The organism is Caulobacter sp. 17J65-9 (genome assembly GCF_010975005.1).
Taxonomy (GTDB): domain Bacteria; phylum Pseudomonadota; class Alphaproteobacteria; order Caulobacterales; family Caulobacteraceae; genus 17J80-11.
Genome location: NZ_JAAIVC010000026.1, coordinates 17,951 through 31,947 on the forward strand (window position 1 = coordinate 17,951; position 13,997 = coordinate 31,947).

The 13,997-nt window shown below is 70.8% G+C and carries 17 protein-coding genes; 10 read left to right on the forward strand and 7 right to left on the reverse strand.

Annotated elements, in window-relative coordinates; all coding sequences use genetic code 11:
• The first annotated feature begins 62 nt into the window (after positions 1-62).
• Together G3573_RS06700 and G3573_RS06705 are read left to right on the forward strand one after the other, a co-directional pair.
• On the forward strand, positions 63-683 hold the full coding sequence (locus G3573_RS06700) for a nitroreductase (protein WP_163260309.1): 621 nt from the start codon (positions 63-65) through the stop codon (positions 681-683).
• A gap of 9 nt (positions 684-692) precedes the next feature.
• A complete protein-coding gene (locus G3573_RS06705) occupies positions 693-1,529 on the forward strand; it encodes a hypothetical protein (protein ID WP_163260310.1) in 837 nt (278 codons plus the stop codon).
• Here G3573_RS06705 and G3573_RS06710 read toward each other — a convergent pair.
• Entirely contained in the window at positions 1,514-2,413 is a 900-nt protein-coding gene (locus G3573_RS06710; RefSeq protein WP_163260311.1) for a DUF817 domain-containing protein, read from the reverse strand. The two genes, G3573_RS06705 and G3573_RS06710, sit on opposite strands and share 16 nt — an antisense overlap.
• Before the next feature lie 212 nt (positions 2,414-2,625).
• Positions 2,626-3,087, reverse strand: coding sequence for a preQ(1) synthase (queF, locus tag G3573_RS06715; protein WP_163260312.1), 462 nt, complete (start codon positions 3,085-3,087; stop codon positions 2,626-2,628).
• Between the two features lie 131 nt (positions 3,088-3,218).
• On the opposite strand from queF, the gene G3573_RS06720 reads away from it, so the two are divergent.
• From G3573_RS06720 to G3573_RS06730, 3 genes are all read left to right on the forward strand, one after another.
• Positions 3,219-4,166 (forward strand): nitronate monooxygenase family protein, encoded by a 948-nt coding sequence (locus G3573_RS06720; RefSeq protein ID WP_163260313.1) that lies wholly within the window; start codon positions 3,219-3,221, stop codon positions 4,164-4,166.
• 107 nt (positions 4,167-4,273) lie between these two features.
• Positions 4,274-4,951: a TorF family putative porin gene (locus tag G3573_RS06725; RefSeq protein WP_163260314.1), complete on the forward strand. Its 678-nt coding sequence runs from the start codon at positions 4,274-4,276 to the stop codon at positions 4,949-4,951.
• 114 nt (positions 4,952-5,065) lie between these two features.
• Positions 5,066-5,338 carry a hypothetical protein gene (locus G3573_RS06730; RefSeq protein ID WP_163260315.1) on the forward strand — a complete coding sequence of 91 codons (273 nt, stop codon included), beginning with the start codon at positions 5,066-5,068 and terminating at the stop codon, positions 5,336-5,338.
• Positions 5,339-5,354: 16 nt separating this feature from the next.
• Here G3573_RS06730 and G3573_RS06735 read toward each other — a convergent pair whose 3' ends face one another.
• Positions 5,355-6,572: a M20/M25/M40 family metallo-hydrolase gene (locus G3573_RS06735; protein ID WP_240454549.1), complete on the reverse strand. Its 1,218-nt coding sequence runs from the start codon at positions 6,570-6,572 to the stop codon at positions 5,355-5,357.
• A 205-nt stretch (positions 6,573-6,777) separates the two neighbouring features.
• Positions 6,778-7,299, reverse strand: coding sequence for a DUF4112 domain-containing protein (locus G3573_RS06740; RefSeq protein WP_163260317.1), 522 nt, complete (start codon positions 7,297-7,299; stop codon positions 6,778-6,780).
• A 129-nt stretch (positions 7,300-7,428) separates the two neighbouring features.
• On the opposite strand from G3573_RS06740, the gene G3573_RS06745 reads away from it, so the two are divergent.
• The 3 genes from G3573_RS06745 (at position 7,429) to meaB (ending at position 9,820) form a co-directional block, all read left to right on the forward strand.
• Positions 7,429-7,746, forward strand: a complete 318-nt coding sequence (locus G3573_RS06745; protein WP_163260318.1) for a heavy metal-binding domain-containing protein — start codon at positions 7,429-7,431, stop codon at positions 7,744-7,746.
• A 75-nt stretch (positions 7,747-7,821) separates the two neighbouring features.
• The gene (locus tag G3573_RS06750) at positions 7,822-8,799 is read left to right on the forward strand and encodes an endonuclease/exonuclease/phosphatase family protein (RefSeq protein WP_163260319.1); all 978 of its coding nucleotides are present in this window, start codon (positions 7,822-7,824) and stop codon (positions 8,797-8,799) included.
• Between the two features lie 40 nt (positions 8,800-8,839).
• On the forward strand, positions 8,840-9,820 hold the full coding sequence (meaB, locus tag G3573_RS06755; protein ID WP_163260320.1) for a methylmalonyl Co-A mutase-associated GTPase MeaB: 981 nt from the start codon (positions 8,840-8,842) through the stop codon (positions 9,818-9,820).
• 155 nt (positions 9,821-9,975) lie between these two features.
• On the opposite strand, the gene G3573_RS06760 is transcribed toward meaB, so the two are convergent.
• From G3573_RS06760 to rlmJ, 3 genes are read right to left on the reverse strand one after another with little or no spacing between them, the layout of a single operon-like run.
• Positions 9,976-10,419, reverse strand: a complete 444-nt coding sequence (locus G3573_RS06760; protein ID WP_163260321.1) for a hypothetical protein — start codon at positions 10,417-10,419, stop codon at positions 9,976-9,978.
• Between the two features lie 59 nt (positions 10,420-10,478).
• Positions 10,479-11,711: a chromate efflux transporter gene (chrA, locus tag G3573_RS06765; protein ID WP_163260322.1), complete on the reverse strand. Its 1,233-nt coding sequence runs from the start codon at positions 11,709-11,711 to the stop codon at positions 10,479-10,481.
• Between the two features lies 1 nt (position 11,712).
• Positions 11,713-12,546 carry a 23S rRNA (adenine(2030)-N(6))-methyltransferase RlmJ gene (rlmJ, locus tag G3573_RS06770; RefSeq protein ID WP_163260323.1) on the reverse strand — a complete coding sequence of 278 codons (834 nt, stop codon included), beginning with the start codon at positions 12,544-12,546 and terminating at the stop codon, positions 11,713-11,715.
• Positions 12,547-12,634: 88 nt separating this feature from the next.
• Between rlmJ and G3573_RS06775 the strand changes: the two genes are divergently transcribed.
• Positions 12,635-12,856: a hypothetical protein gene (locus G3573_RS06775; RefSeq protein WP_163260324.1), complete on the forward strand. Its 222-nt coding sequence runs from the start codon at positions 12,635-12,637 to the stop codon at positions 12,854-12,856.
• A gap of 17 nt (positions 12,857-12,873) precedes the next feature.
• Entirely contained in the window at positions 12,874-13,866 is a 993-nt protein-coding gene (locus G3573_RS06780; protein ID WP_346427350.1) for a DNA topoisomerase IB, read from the forward strand.
• Positions 13,867-13,997 lie beyond the last annotated feature (131 nt).

The following is a 13,997-nucleotide window of genomic DNA, read 5'->3' on the forward strand; positions in this document are numbered from 1 at the left end:
TTTTGCTGAACGCGCTATGTGCGCCGTGCCGACCCGTTCCGTCCAGAGAGCGCCAGACAGCCATGTCCCTCGCCATCCTGCCCGCCGAGCCCGACCTGACCGACGCCCTTCCGGCCCAGCCCTCGCCCGAACGGCTGAAGGCGCTGGCCCTGCGCCGCTCCAGCTCGGCTCAGGCGCTGGCCCAGCCGGGGCCCACGCCGGAGGAGCAGGCGGCCATTCTGCGGGTCGGCGCGCGCGTGCCCGACCACGGCAAGCTGACCCCCTGGCGCTTCATCGTCATCCCGCCGGCGGCCAAGACCGCCCTGGTCGCGCAGCTGAAGACCATCGCCGCCGGGCGCCCCGACGCCGAGACCGCCACGGCCAAGCTGGCCAAGCTGGCCGTTCCGCCCTTCACCGTCGTGGTGGTCTCCCAGCCCGCCCGCGACCACAAGATCCCGGCCTGGGAGCAGGAGCTGTCGGCCGGCGCGGTGTGCATGAACCTGCTGCACGCCGCCGACGCGCTGGGCTATGGCGGCAGCTGGATCACCGACTGGTACGCCTACGACGCCGACGCGGTGAAGCTGCTGGGCCTAGAGGACGGCGAGCGGGTCGCCGGCTTCGTCCATGTCGGCACGCAGGCCGCCGCGCCGCTGGAGCGGGCCCGGCCCGACCTGGGCGACGTGGTCAGCTACTGGGCGGGGTGATATCCGCGCATGCCGTTTCAGCCGTTCGGCGACAAGTTCGACATCCGCTCGCCGTCGTCCCCTTACGACGTGAAGCAGCTGATCCGAGCCCGCAAGAAGGGGTGGTTCCACCCGAAGGACGGCGCGCGCGGGTGGATCGCCGGGCCGGTCATATGCCTGTGGCTCAGGCCGAACGACCGGTTCGGGCCGATGCTGCTGGGCTGGATATCTCCGGACGGCCCGGGGACGCGGATCGTCGGGCGAGCCGGCTCGGACCTGAACGGCCTTCTTCTGCTGACGCTCTTTCTCCCGATCTACGCCGTGATCCCGGTTCGGATGGCCATGGTGGAGGGCGATCCTGGGCGCGCCGCGATGATGGGCGGGTTCTTCGCCCTGGTCATCGCAGTGACGCTCTGGGCCTATCACGCGTTCAGGAAGGAAGCGGAGCCGTTGGTCCGCTTCCTCAGGGACACGGTGGCGCGCGCGAAATCGGCTGGCGCGGAGGTCTATCCGGCGCTCACGCTAGACGTTTGCGGATATCGGCACGAGGGACCGGTGACACGCGAGTCCATTCATGAGGGCCTGCGCGAGATCGGCTTGGACGGATTCGTGATCCTGCAGCGCTCCCCGACGAACTACATCCAGACCACCTGGCGAGACGGCGGCTTCGCGCTCGAAATGCGCAAGGGCGACGCCCTGCGGCATTGCCTGGCCGTTCGGCTCGACGATCATTCGGCCTCGAGGGAGACGATCTCCTTCGATGAGGTCCTGGCGGCGTTCATGGCCTACGCCTCTGGCAAGCCGACGCCGCCCTCGCTGCAGTGGGAAGCCATGCTCTCGATGCGCCAGATTCAAGTGGCCGGCTGAAGCTCAGGCTCCGGCGCGTATGCCTGCGGCCGGTGCACCAGCGAGACCAGCACCACGCTGATAAACATCAGCAGATACCAGCTGCCCAGCTTGGCCAGCGACACCAGCCGCCAGCCGCTCTCCTGACCGGGATAGAGCCATGCGTGGGAATAGGTGCCGACGTTCTCGGCGATCCAGATGAACAGGGCGACCAGGAACAGGCCCAGCAGGATCGGCATCCAGCGGGTCTTGCGGTCCGGCGTGAAGTGGAAACGCCCCCGCCAGAACAAGAGCGCCGTGGCCGCGAACAGCGCCCAGCGCAGGTCCGGCAGCCAGTGGTGGCTGAAGAAGTTCACGTAAATCGCCGCGGCCAGCACCACCGTGGACCACACCGGCGGATAGCGGGTGAAGCGGATGTCGAAGATGCGCCAGATGCGGGCGATGTAGCTGCCGACCGCGGCGTACATGAAGCCGGAGAACAGCGGCACGGCGCCGATCTTCAAGAGGCCCGGCTCCGGATAGATCCACGATCCGGCGCTGGTCTTGAACAGCTCCATGATCGTGCCGACCACGTGGAAGACGAAGATCACCCGCGCCTCCTCCCAGCTCTCCAGCTTGAGGAGCAGCATGGCGGCCTGGATGGCGACGGCGGCGATCACCAGGAAGTCGTAACGGGCGACGGGCGCGCCGTCCGGCCAGACGAAGCCGGTGACGAACAGCAGGCCCAGCATCAGGGCGCCGAACACGCAGGCCCAACCCTGCTTCAGCCCGAACATCAGGAACTCGAACGCCCAGCGGCCGACGCGCGTGCGGTCGGCCCGCGCCTGCAGGGCGGCGAGCAGGCCCCGGCCCCAGCGCTCGAGCGGCAGACGGGGTGCGTGGGCGGCGGGCGGTGACTCGGACATGCGGCAGAGCTTGGCGCTCAGACCGTCACGGTCAACTTCCCTTCTCCCCTTGCGGGAGAAGGTGGCCGGCGGAGCCGGCCGGATGAGGGGTGCAAGCGCGGCGGTCTCAGGACGGAGCGTTCAAACGCCAGGGCGGCCGGCGTCGGCGCCGGCACCCCTCATCCGACGCGCTCCGCGCGCCACCTTCTCCCGCAAGGGGAGAAGGAAAACGGTTACCCCCGCCCGCGGTAGGTCGGCACGCCCTGGTCGGGCAGCCACAGGCCTTCGGGCGCCGGGCCGGACTGCCAGAACACGTCGATCGGGATGCCGCCGCGCGGATACCAGTAGCCGCCGATGCGCAGCCACTTCGGGTTCAGCAGCTCGACCAGCCGCTTGCCGATGTAGACGGTGCAGTCCTCGTGGAAGGCGCCGTGGTTGCGGAAGCTCTGCAGGAACAGCTTCAGGCTCTTGGACTCCACCAGCCACTCGCCAGGCGCGTAGTCGATGACGATGTGGGCGAAGTCCGGCTGGCCGGTGACCGGGCACAGGGAGGTGAACTCCGGCGCGGTGAAGCGGGCCAGGTAGAGCGTGTCCGTATGCGGGTTGGGCACGCGCTCCATCACCGCCTCTTCGGGCGTGTCGAAGCCGCGGACCTGGCCGCCCAGTTGGGTGAGCTTGGAGACGTCGGTGGTCATGGCGGCGCAGTTAAGGGGTAAAGTCCGGCGGGAAAAGGTTTTTGACGTCGCGGCTTCCCCTACGTGCACTTTCCGCCCGCTTCGGCCCCGGTTATCGGTAGTCAAACGCAACCCGTTTCGGAGTCTCCGCCATGGCCATCCCCGCCCAACTCCAGCGCGGCCTGAAGCTGCCGGTGATCGCCGCGCCGATGTTCCTGGTGTCGGGCCCCGAGCTGGTGATCGAGACCTGCAAGGCGGGCGTGATCGGCACCTTCCCGGCGCTGAACCACCGCACCACCGAGGGCTATGCGGCCTGGCTGGAGCAGATCAAGGCGGCGCTGGGTCCGAACGACGCGGCCTACGGCGTGAACATCATCGTCCACCCGACCAACCCGCGGGTGATGGCCGACATGCAGGTGACGGTCGAGCACAAGGTGCCGCTGGTCATCACCTCGCTGGGCGCGGTGCGCGACGTGGTCGACGCGGTGCATTCCTACGGCGGCCTGGTGTTCCACGACGTCACCAACCTGCGCCACGCCAAGAAGGCGGCGGAAGCGGGCGTCGACGGCCTGATCCTGGTCGCCGCCGGCGCCGGCGGCCACGCCGGCACCTGGAACCCGTTCGCCCTGGTCAACGAGATCCGCAGCTTCTTCGACGGCACGATCATCCTGTCGGGCTGCATGTCCACGGGCCGCGACGTGGCCGCGGCGGTGATGATGGGCGCCGACTTCGCCTATCTCGGCACCCGCTTCATCAACACCACCGAGGCCATGGCCCCGGACGGCTTCAAGGACATGATCATCCAGGCCGGCGCGGCCGACATCACCTACACCCCGGCCATCTCGGGCATTCCGGCCAACTTCCTGACCCAGTCGCTGATCGCCAACGGCCTGGACCCGAAGTCCCTGCCCGACAAGACCAAGGTCGACCTGGGGAAGGAGCTCGACCACGAGGTCAAGGCCTGGAAGGACGTCTGGTCGGCCGGCCAGGGCTCCGGCTCCATCCACGACGTCCTGCCGACCCGTGAGCTGGTGACCCGCCTGCGCCGCGAGTTCGACGAAGCGGCCGACCAGTTCGCCCGTCGATTTGCAGCGGCCTGAGGCCGCAGCGCCCTATCCAGTCGTCATCAAGTCGTCATAAAGGAACCCGGAGCTAAGTGCGGACTTTCCGGGGAGAGTCCGCCCCGATTCGAAGCCAGGGATCCCTCATGAAAGTCCTCGCCGTCGCCGCGATCGCGGTCTCCATCGCCGCGCCCGCCCTGGCCCAGGACAACGAGTGGAAGATCTCCAGCGAGATCACCGCGACCACCGACTACATCTCCAAGGGCATCAGCAAGACCAACGGCGACCCGGCCCTGCAGGCCGGCTGGACCGCGGCGCGCGGCGACTTCTACGTCACCCCGTGGATCTCGAACGCCGACTTCGGCCCGGGCGCCGACGCCGAGGTGAAGCTGACCACCGGCTGGGCGCCGGAGGCCTGGGGCTACGAGTGGGACTGGGCGCTCATCGGCAAGGCCTTCCCGGGCACCGTGGCGGGCGTCGACGACACCATGGTCGAGTTCCAGGGCGCGGTTAAGCGCTCGATCGGCCCGGCCGACCTGCGCTTCCTGGTCAACTACACGCCGGACAACTACGGCGCCTCGGAGCAGGCCTGGTGGACCGAGGCCACCGGCGGCTGGAAGTTCTCGCCCAAGACCCGCGCCAGCGGCGCGGTCGGCTATCGCGAGCAGGACGGCGGCACGGACTACTGGGCCTGGAACCTGGGCGTGAACTACAAGCTGACCGACAAGCTGGCCGCCGACGTGCGCTACTACGACACCAACGGCCACGAGTTCGGCGACGTGTACGACGCCCGCGTGGTCGGCGCCCTGAAGCTGCGCCTCTAACCTTCAGGTTGGAGCGCGACGGCCGCCAAAACGGCGTCCGCTTTCGGCTGTCGCGCTCTCCAGGAACAAACAGCCGAGCTTGGGCGTTCCCTCTCCGGCAGAGGGGGAACCGCCATGAAACGCGCCTCAGTTGCAGCCATCGTTCTCGCCGGCGGCCTCGCCGGCGCCTGCGCCAGCCACATCACCGAAGTGCAGGCCGGCATGACCGAGAGCGCCGTCATCGACGCGCTCGGCAAGCCCGACACCCGCGAAATCCAGGGCCGGCTCACCGAGCTGACCTATGAGCGCCACGCCGTGTCCGGCTGGCGGATCCGTCGGGACGACTATTTCGTGCGCCTGAATGACGGCAAGGTGGTCGCCTTCGGCCCCACCGACCAGCGCCGCTGAGCCGAAGGCGCGCGCCTCAGCGCTTTTCCTGCGACAGGCGGTACATCAGCACCGCCATGCGCTTGGCCTGCAGCGGCAGGCTGGTCAGGTCGACCCGCTCGCCGGGCGCGTGCGCGCCCGTGCCGGCCGCGCCGACACCGGCCAGGCCCGGCACGAACGGGGCCACGTGCGAGATGTCGCCCGCCCCGCGCTTGGACGGATCCAGCTCCGGCATCTCGGGCAGGCCGAGGTCGCGGTTGACCCCGTTCAGCTCGGCCAGGACCGCGCGGTTGGCGTCGGTCGGGGCCATGGCCGGATAGCCTTCCTCGAAGGTGATCTCCGCCTCGGTCCCGGGCAGGTGATGCTTGACGATCTCGCGCATCTTGGCGCGCGCCCGCTCGGTCTGCTCGTCGGTCAGGGTGCGCAGATCGCCGCGCGCGATCGCGGCGGCCGGAATAATGTTATCCTTGCCGGTGGCGGTGACGGCGGTCTCGTCGGCGTTGAACGCCGCGCTGGCTCCGCCGGCGGCCACGCCGACGTTGTAGGTCAGGTAGGGCTCCGGCAGCTCCTTGCGGAAGTCCGACAGGATGCGCGCCATCTCGTAGATCGCGCCGTCGCCGACCTCCGGCTTGAAGATGCCCGACGAGTGGCCGGACTTGGCGCTGACCTTCAGGGTCCAGTCCGACGAGCTGCGCCGCGCGATCGAGCCCCAGTCCTTGCCCTCGGAGCGGACCAGCGCCTCGTATTCCAGCGCCACGTCGCTGGCCTTGCCGGCGGCGATCAGGTCGGCGCGGGCGGTCGCCAGCGGCGTGCCGGAACGCTCCTCGTCGCCCGTCAGCACGATGACGATGTTGGCGTCCTTCAGGGCGCCGGCCGCCTTCATGGCACGCAGAGCCTCGACCATGACGACCAGGCCGCCCTTCATGTCGCTGGTGCCGGGCCCTTCGGCCCAGTCGCCCTCGCGCTTGAACTTCTGGAACGGGCTGGACGGCTCGAACACCGTGTCCATGTGGCCGATCAGCAGGAGGCGCTTGGCGCCCTTCTTACCCTTGTGCTCGGCGATCAGGTGGCCGGCGCGGCCGACCGCATCCTGGTTGACCCAGCGCACCTCGAAGCCCAGCGGCTCCAGCTCGGCCTTCATCATGCGCCCGACTTCACGGACGCCTTCCAGGTTCATGGTGCCGCTGTTCACGTCGACCAGACGCTGCAGCAGGACGTAGGAGGCGTCGGTGTTGGCGTCGACCGTGGCGGTCATGCGCGCCTCGATCGGAGAAGCGCCCCGAGAAGCCCCCTGCGGGCTCGCCGCGGCCTTCCCGAACGGCAGCGCCAGAGCCGGCGTGCTTACGCCGATCGCCGCCACCAATGCCAGAACCGCCCCCGCCGTGCGCATGTTGAGTCTCCACCGTTCAGGCGAGACCATGACGCCGAGCGGGGCGGGAAACAATCGGTTCGCGAACGCCTCAGCCGATCGGGGCCGGCGCCGGCACGCCGCCGGCGACGCCGCCGCCCAGGAACACCACGCGCTTCTTCCGGTTGGCGCGCATTTCGGCGAGGTGCTGGTCCACCGTGCCCGCCGCGCGCGCGCCGGCCAGGCTCTCGCCCACCCAGTGGGTGCGCTCGATTTCCTTCTGGATCGCCCGCGACGCATAGAGGTGGCCCTGGAAGAACACGTCCAGGATCCCGCTGACGAAGGGGATCGCCCCCATCACCGTGTCGAGCAGCAGGTAGATCACCACCCGGATCAGGGTCCAGGCCGAAGCGTGCGCCCGGATCGCGTGATAGACGAGAAAAAGCCCCGCCCCCCAGGTGTAGACGGTGCCGGCCGCGATGCCGATCGGCGGGGCGCCGGCGGTGGTCATGGCGATCAGGCCGTCCAGGCCGATGCCGAAGGGGCCCAGGCCGATCACCCGGTCGGACACCTTGCGGACCCCGTCCACCGCCGACCAGGACTGTTCGACCTCGCTCAAGGAACGCGCGCGCATGGTTCCTCCCATAGCCCGTCCGGTCCCCGCCAGGACAGGCGTCACCTTAACGCAAGCACGGGCATAAGCGATCCTCGTTACCCGAATCTCTGGCCCAGAATCCTTGGCCACGGACCTCAGGAGAGAGCGATGATCGTCAGCACCACCCCCACCATCGAAGGCAAGCCGGTCCGCGACTACCTCGGCGTCGTCACCGGCGAGGCCATCCTCGGCGCCAACATTTTCCGCGACTTCTTCGCCGGGATCCGCGACGTGATCGGCGGCCGCTCGGGCTCCTACGAGCAGGTCCTGCGCCAGGCGCGCGACGCCGCCCTCGCCGAAATGCAGGCCGAGGCGGCCAAGAAAGGCGCCGACGCGGTGGTCGGCGTCGACCTCGATTACGAAACCGTCGGCCAGGGCACGATGTTGATGGTCACTGTATCCGGTACGGCAGTACGGCTGGGGTGATGTAAAGTGTCCGGCGCGGCGAGTGGTGGCGGCGGGGGCGGTAAGGGCGGGAAAAAGCTGAAGATGCCGGGGCTCATGGGCCTCGTGCTCGGCAGCAAGCTGGGTCTGGTGGGGCTGATCGCGGCCTCCGGCGTATGGCTCAGCGACATGCACCCCGGGTTTGCGCTCAGCAAACAGTTCGCCGGTCCCGCCTTCGTCCTCGCCATCGTCGGCGCCGTCCTGGCCAAGGTCATGGGCCGCGCCCGCAGCCTGATGGCCTTCCTCGCCGCCGCCGCCCTGCTGCTGGCCCCGCTAGGCCGGCAGTGGCTGCCCTCGGCCCCCGCGGCCGAGGCCGGCGCGAAGCCGGTGCGGGTCTACTTCGCCAACCTGTGGGTGAAGAACGACCAGCTCGACGACGCCGCGCGCTCCATCGCCGACGCCCAGCCCGACATCGTGGCCCTGGTCGAGGCGGCGGAGCCGCAGCTGCGCCAGTCCCGCCGGATCTTCGAGGACTATCCGTACGTGATCGGCGGCGGCCGGCGCGGCGACATGTCGGGCAACGTGATCGCCTCGCGCTGGCCGGTCGAACGCATGCGCGGGCGCAATCAGGACGGCCTGTCGGTGGTCGAGGCCATGGTCCACGCGCCCGGGCGCCAGTTCCGCCTGGTGGTGGTGCACCTGACCCGGCCCTGGCCCTTCACCGACGACCAGGCCCAGCGCGCCCAGCTGGAGCAGCTGGTCAACCGGATCCGCAGCGACGGCCTGCCGGAACGCACCGTGGTGGTGGGCGATTTCAACTCGACCCTCAGCGGCGACCTGCTGCAGCAGTTCCAGGAGGACGCCGGCCTGACCGCCGCGCCCGCCCGGGTCGGCACCTGGCCGGCCATGCTGCCCGGCGTCCTGCGGCTGGGCATCGACAACGTGTTCGTCAGCGAGGACCTGACCGTGGTCAACCGGGCGGTCGGCGAGGCCAACGGCTCCGACCACCGGCCGCTGGTGTTCGAGGTCGCGCCCGCCGTGCGCCGCCACCAGGACGAGGACGGCCCCTACCGCCGCTTCCAGGCCGGGTTCTGAGCGCCTTCGTCTCCGGGCCAAACCACGCTAAAGCCCGGCCATGACCGCTCCCGATCCCAGCGTCCTGGCCGAGCGCGTGCGCGCGGGCGACCGCACGGCGCTGGCCCGCGCCATCACCCTGGTCGAGTCCAACCGCACCGATCACCGCCGCGCCGCGCGCGAACTGCTGGAGATTCTCGCGCCCGACGCCGGCAAGGCGCAGCGGCTGGGGATCACCGGCGTGCCCGGCGCGGGCAAGTCGACCACCATCGAGGCGCTGGGCTGCAACCTGGTCGAGGCCGGTTGCAAGGTGGCGGTGCTGGCGGTCGATCCTTCCTCCACCCGCACCGGCGGCTCGATCCTGGGCGACAAGACCCGCATGGCGCGCCTCGGCGCCGAGGCCGACGCCTTCATCCGCCCCTCCCCGTCCGGCGGGGCGCTGGGCGGGGTGGCGCGCAAGACCCGCGAGGCCATGGCGCTGTGCGAAGCGGCCGGCTTCGACGTGGTGATCGTGGAGACCATGGGCGTCGGCCAGGCCGAGACGGCCGTGGCCGACATGGTCGACTTCTTCCTGGTCGTGCTGATCCCCGGCGGCGGCGACGAACTCCAGGGCATCAAGAAGGGCGTGATCGAGCGCGCCGACGCCATCCTGATCAACAAGGCCGACGCCGACCCCGACAAGGCGCGCCGGGCGCAACGCGACTATCGCGCCGCCCTGCACCTGCTGACCCCCGAACTGCCGGACTGGACCCCGCCGGTGCTGACCGCGTCCGGCCTACTCAACCAGGGCCTGGACGAGGTCTGGGCCACGATCATGCGCCACCGCGAGGTGATGACCGCCAACGGCGCCCGGGCGCGTCGGCGGTCCGAGCAGGACGCGCGCTGGATGTGGGCGGTGGTGGCTGACGGCCTGGAGGCCCTGCTGCGCGCCTCCCCCGCCGTCGCGGCGATCGCGCCGCAACTGGAACGGGCCGTGCGCCGGGGCGAGACCCCGCCCTCGGCCGCGGCCGAGCGGCTGCTGGAGGCGTTTGCGAAAGGATAGATCTCCCCCCGAGCGGCAGCGCTGGGGGGAGCAGGCGGCTGCAAGCCGCCGTGGGGGGCTCCAGCGGAGCGCGCGGCTTCCGTCGCGCCTGGACGAGCCCCGTCCACCACGCTTCGCGTGATCCCCCTCCCCCAGCGCTTCGCTAGGGGGAGGATTTAAACCGTCGCCTTCGGCCCCACCGGCTTCTTGCGGGGCGCCTTGGCGGCGGCGACCACCTCGGCCACGGCGGCCTTCACCGCTTCGGCGTCGGAGTGCAGGGGCGCGGTCTCCAGCGCGGCGACGGCGTGCACGTCGGCGGCGACTTCGACGACATCGGCCGGGGCAGGCGTCGGCAGGACCGGCTCGATCGACTTCGGCGCGGGGGCCGGCGAGACGGTCAGCGGGGCTGAGCTCACCTCGATGCGGCGGGCGCTCGGCGCGACCGGCGCGAACACCGAGCGCGGCGCCCGGGTCCAGGCGGTGGCCCACCACCAGGCCACGCCCGCGCCGGCCGCGGCCAGGAACGGCGCGTACAGCGGCAGGACGGCGGCGGCCAAGCCGTAGCGCAGCGCGCCTTCGTTCGGCAGGGGACGATCGGCGGACGGGGCGGACCAGGCCATCGGACTCTCCTTCGCAGGCGCGGCAGTATTGCTGCGTTGCAGCATAACACGGTTCCGCCTCAGGCCAAGCCGAGCCGCCCCCACGCCCATCCGGCGAACGCGCAAAGAGCCAGCGTGCGCAGCACGCCCCAACGCAGGCCGAAGGTCGCGATCAGCCCGAGGGCCGTCAGACCGGCCGCCGGAATCTCCAGCGCCCCCTCCTCGCCGATCAGCAGCCGCCCGGCGAACCAGACGCCCAGCGAGGCGATCACGCCCACCACCGCCGCGCCGACGAAGCGCAGGGCGCCGCTCAGCCGGGCCGAGGACCGCAGCCGCTCCACGTGCGGCGCGCCGGCGAAGATCCACAGGAAGGACGGCGCGAAAATCGCCCAGCCGGCGACCAGCGACCCCACCACGGCCCACAACCAGGACAGCCCGACCGGGGCGGTGTTCCAGCCGCCGACGAAGCCCACGTACACCAGCACCAGGATCAGCGGCCCAGGCGTGGTCTCGGCCAGGCCCAGGCCGTCCAGCATCTGGTCCGCGTCCAGCCAGCCGAACACGTTCACGGCCGCGTCCTTGGCGTAGGCCAGGGCCGCATAGGCGCCGCCGAAGCTGAACGCCGCCAGCCGGCTGAAGAAGCCGCCCATCTGCGCCAGGCTGCTGTGCGGCCCGAACGCCAGCCCTATCCCGACCAGCGGGACCAGCCAGACCGCCGTCCAGACCAGCACGGAGACGAGCGTCGGGCCCCACTTCACCGGAGCCGCCTTCTCGGCCGCCTCCCCACGGGGCGCGAGCACGAAGCCGAGCAGGCCCGCCGCGATCACCACCAGCGGGAACGGCGCGGCGAACAGGGTCATGGCCACGAAGGCGACGCCGGCGACGGCCGCTACGGGCCAGCCGGTCAGGCTGCGCGAGGCCACCCGGATCAGGGCCTGCAGCAGGATGCCGACCACCGCCGCCTTGACGCCCAGCATCACCGCCTGCGCGTCGGGCACGTCGCCGATGGTGACGTAGGCGGCGCTCAGGGCGACGATGACGGCGAAGCCCGGCAGGACGAACAGCAGGCCCGCGGCCAGCCCGCCGCGCACCCCATGCAGCAGCCAGCCGAGATAGGTCGCCAATTGCTGGGCCTCGGGCCCAGGCAGAAGCAGGCAGAAGCTCAGCGCGTGCTGAAAGCGGGCCTCGTCGAACCAGCCGCGGCGCTCGACCACCTCGCGGTGCAGCAGCGCGATCTGGCCGGCCGGACCGCCGAATCCGAGCACGCCGACCTTCAGCCAGACGCGCAGGGCTTCGGCGAAACTCGGTTTCATGTCAGTCGCCGACGGACCAGAGCTTGGCCTTGCCGCCGCGGTCGCCCAGGGCCTCGACCACGAAGTCGCCGATCGCCTGCAGGTCGGCTTCGGCGCCGGCCGGCGGGTTCACCACGGCCATGACGCAGCCGTTCATCTTCATCGGGTCGACCAGCGGGCGCAGGCGCACCTCGGCCAGCAGGGTCTTCGGCGGCTCGATCGCCTCCAGCCGGCGCACGAAGGCGTCGAAGGTCTCCAGGTCCTTGAGCGGCAGCCAGATCGCCACCACCGCCTGGGGCTGCGCGCGCAGCACGTCGTGCACCGCCTCGACCACGCGGACATAGTCGTCGGCGCGCTCGAACGGCGGGTCGATCAGCAGCAACATCCGCCCGCGCGTCTGGCGCGCGATCTTGGCCGCCTCCTCGTAGCCGTCTCCGGCGCGCGCCTCGGCCGGCTTGCCGGCGGCGGCCACCACCTCGGCCAGGTCGGCGTGCACGTCCTCGCGCAGCTCGCAGGCGACGTAGCGGTCCTGCGGGCGCAGGGCGTCCAGGATCAGGGCCGGCGAACCGGGATAGACCTTCACCCCGCCCTTCGGATTGCGCGCCTTCACGGCGGCGACCAGGGCGTCGAACACCGGCGGGGTCTGGGCCGCCATCAGCCGCGCCACCCCCTGCTCCGCCTCGCGCGAGCGGACCTGGGCCGGGTCGGTCAGGTCGTAGAGGCCGGCGCCCGCGTGGGTGTCGACCACGGTCAGCGGCGACGGCTCCGCCATGAGGGTCGCCAGCACCCGCGTCAGGGCGGCGTGCTTGACCAGATCGGCGAAGTTTCCGGCGTGGAAGGCGTGGCGATAGTTCACGCGCGCCTCCTCGCCTCGCCCGCGCCGCGCGTCAAGTTGGAACCGGCGTCGCCGACGGCGGTTGCTGGTAGGCAACCGGAGCCGTGACATGGAAGAGACCGCCTACGAAGGCGACATGATGAAGTGGCGCTTTGGCGACGATGTCGGCCTGACGCGGCTGGGCGCCACCTTCACCCCCAAAGGCGCGGTCGAACGGCACAGCGGGCCGATGATGCCGGCCTATTCCGGTCAGTTCATGGGCCTGCGCGCCACCGCCCCCAAGGTGCGGCCGAAAAAATCCAAGCCGGCGGGGGCGTCGAAGGCCCACTGACGCCCTAAATCCAGCGCGTGCCCGAGTCCTCGGATGTGGTCTATGTCGACGACCTCGGCCCCGGCGTACGCCGCCGCCGGGCCGGCTCGGGATTCAGCTATCGCGGTCCCGACGGCGAGACGGTGCGCGATCCCGACACGCTGGCGCGCATCCGCCACCTGGCCATCCCCCCGGCCTGGGAGGACGTCTGGATCTGCCCGGATCCGCGCGGCCACATCCAGGCCACCGGCCGCGACCAGAAGGGCCGCAAGCAGTACCGCTACCATTCCGACTGGAGCGCCGCCCGGGCCGAGACCAAGTACGGGCGCATGGCCGCCTTCGGCCAGGCCCTGCCGCAGGTGCGCGAGCGGGTCGACGCCGACCTGGGCCGCCGCGGACCCGTACGCGAGAAGATCCTGGCCACGGTCGTGCGCCTGCTGGAGCTCACCCTGATCCGGGTCGGCAACCGCGAGTATGCGCGCGCCAACCGCAGCTACGGCCTGACCACCCTGGAGAAGCGCCACCTGGACGTCGACGGCTCGGCGCTCGCCTTCCACTTCAAGGGCAAGAGCGGCGTGCACCATGAGACCAGCGTGCGCGACCGGCGCCTGGCCCGCATCCTGCGCGACCTGCAGCACCTGCCCGGCCAGCACCTGTTCAAGTACCGCGACGAGGAAGGCGCGCTGGTCTCGGTCGAGTCCGCCGACGTCAACGCCTACATCCGCGAGATCGCCGGCGAGGAGTTCTCGGCCAAGGACTTCCGCACCTGGGCCGGCACGGTCTCGGCCGCCCGCGCCCTGCGCCTGGAGCCGCCGCCGTCCACCAGGACCGAGGCCAAGCACGTGGTCACCCGCTGCGTGAAGGCGGTCTCCGGCGTGCTCGGCAACACCCCCGCCGTCTGCCGCTCGGCCTACGTCCACCCCGCCGTGCTGGAGGCCTACGCCGAGGGCCGCCTGCCGGAGATCCTGCCCGATCCCGAAGCCGACGCGTTCGAGGCGGAGCTGATCAAGCTGCTTGAAGCGCAAATCTGAGATCTCCCCCCGCTGGGGGGAGCAGGCGGCCGAAGGCCGCCGTGGGGGGCTCCAGCGGAGTGCGACGCCAGCCGCCGCGCCAAGACGAGCCCCCTCCACCGCCTTCGGCGGTCCCCCTCCCCCAAGGGGGG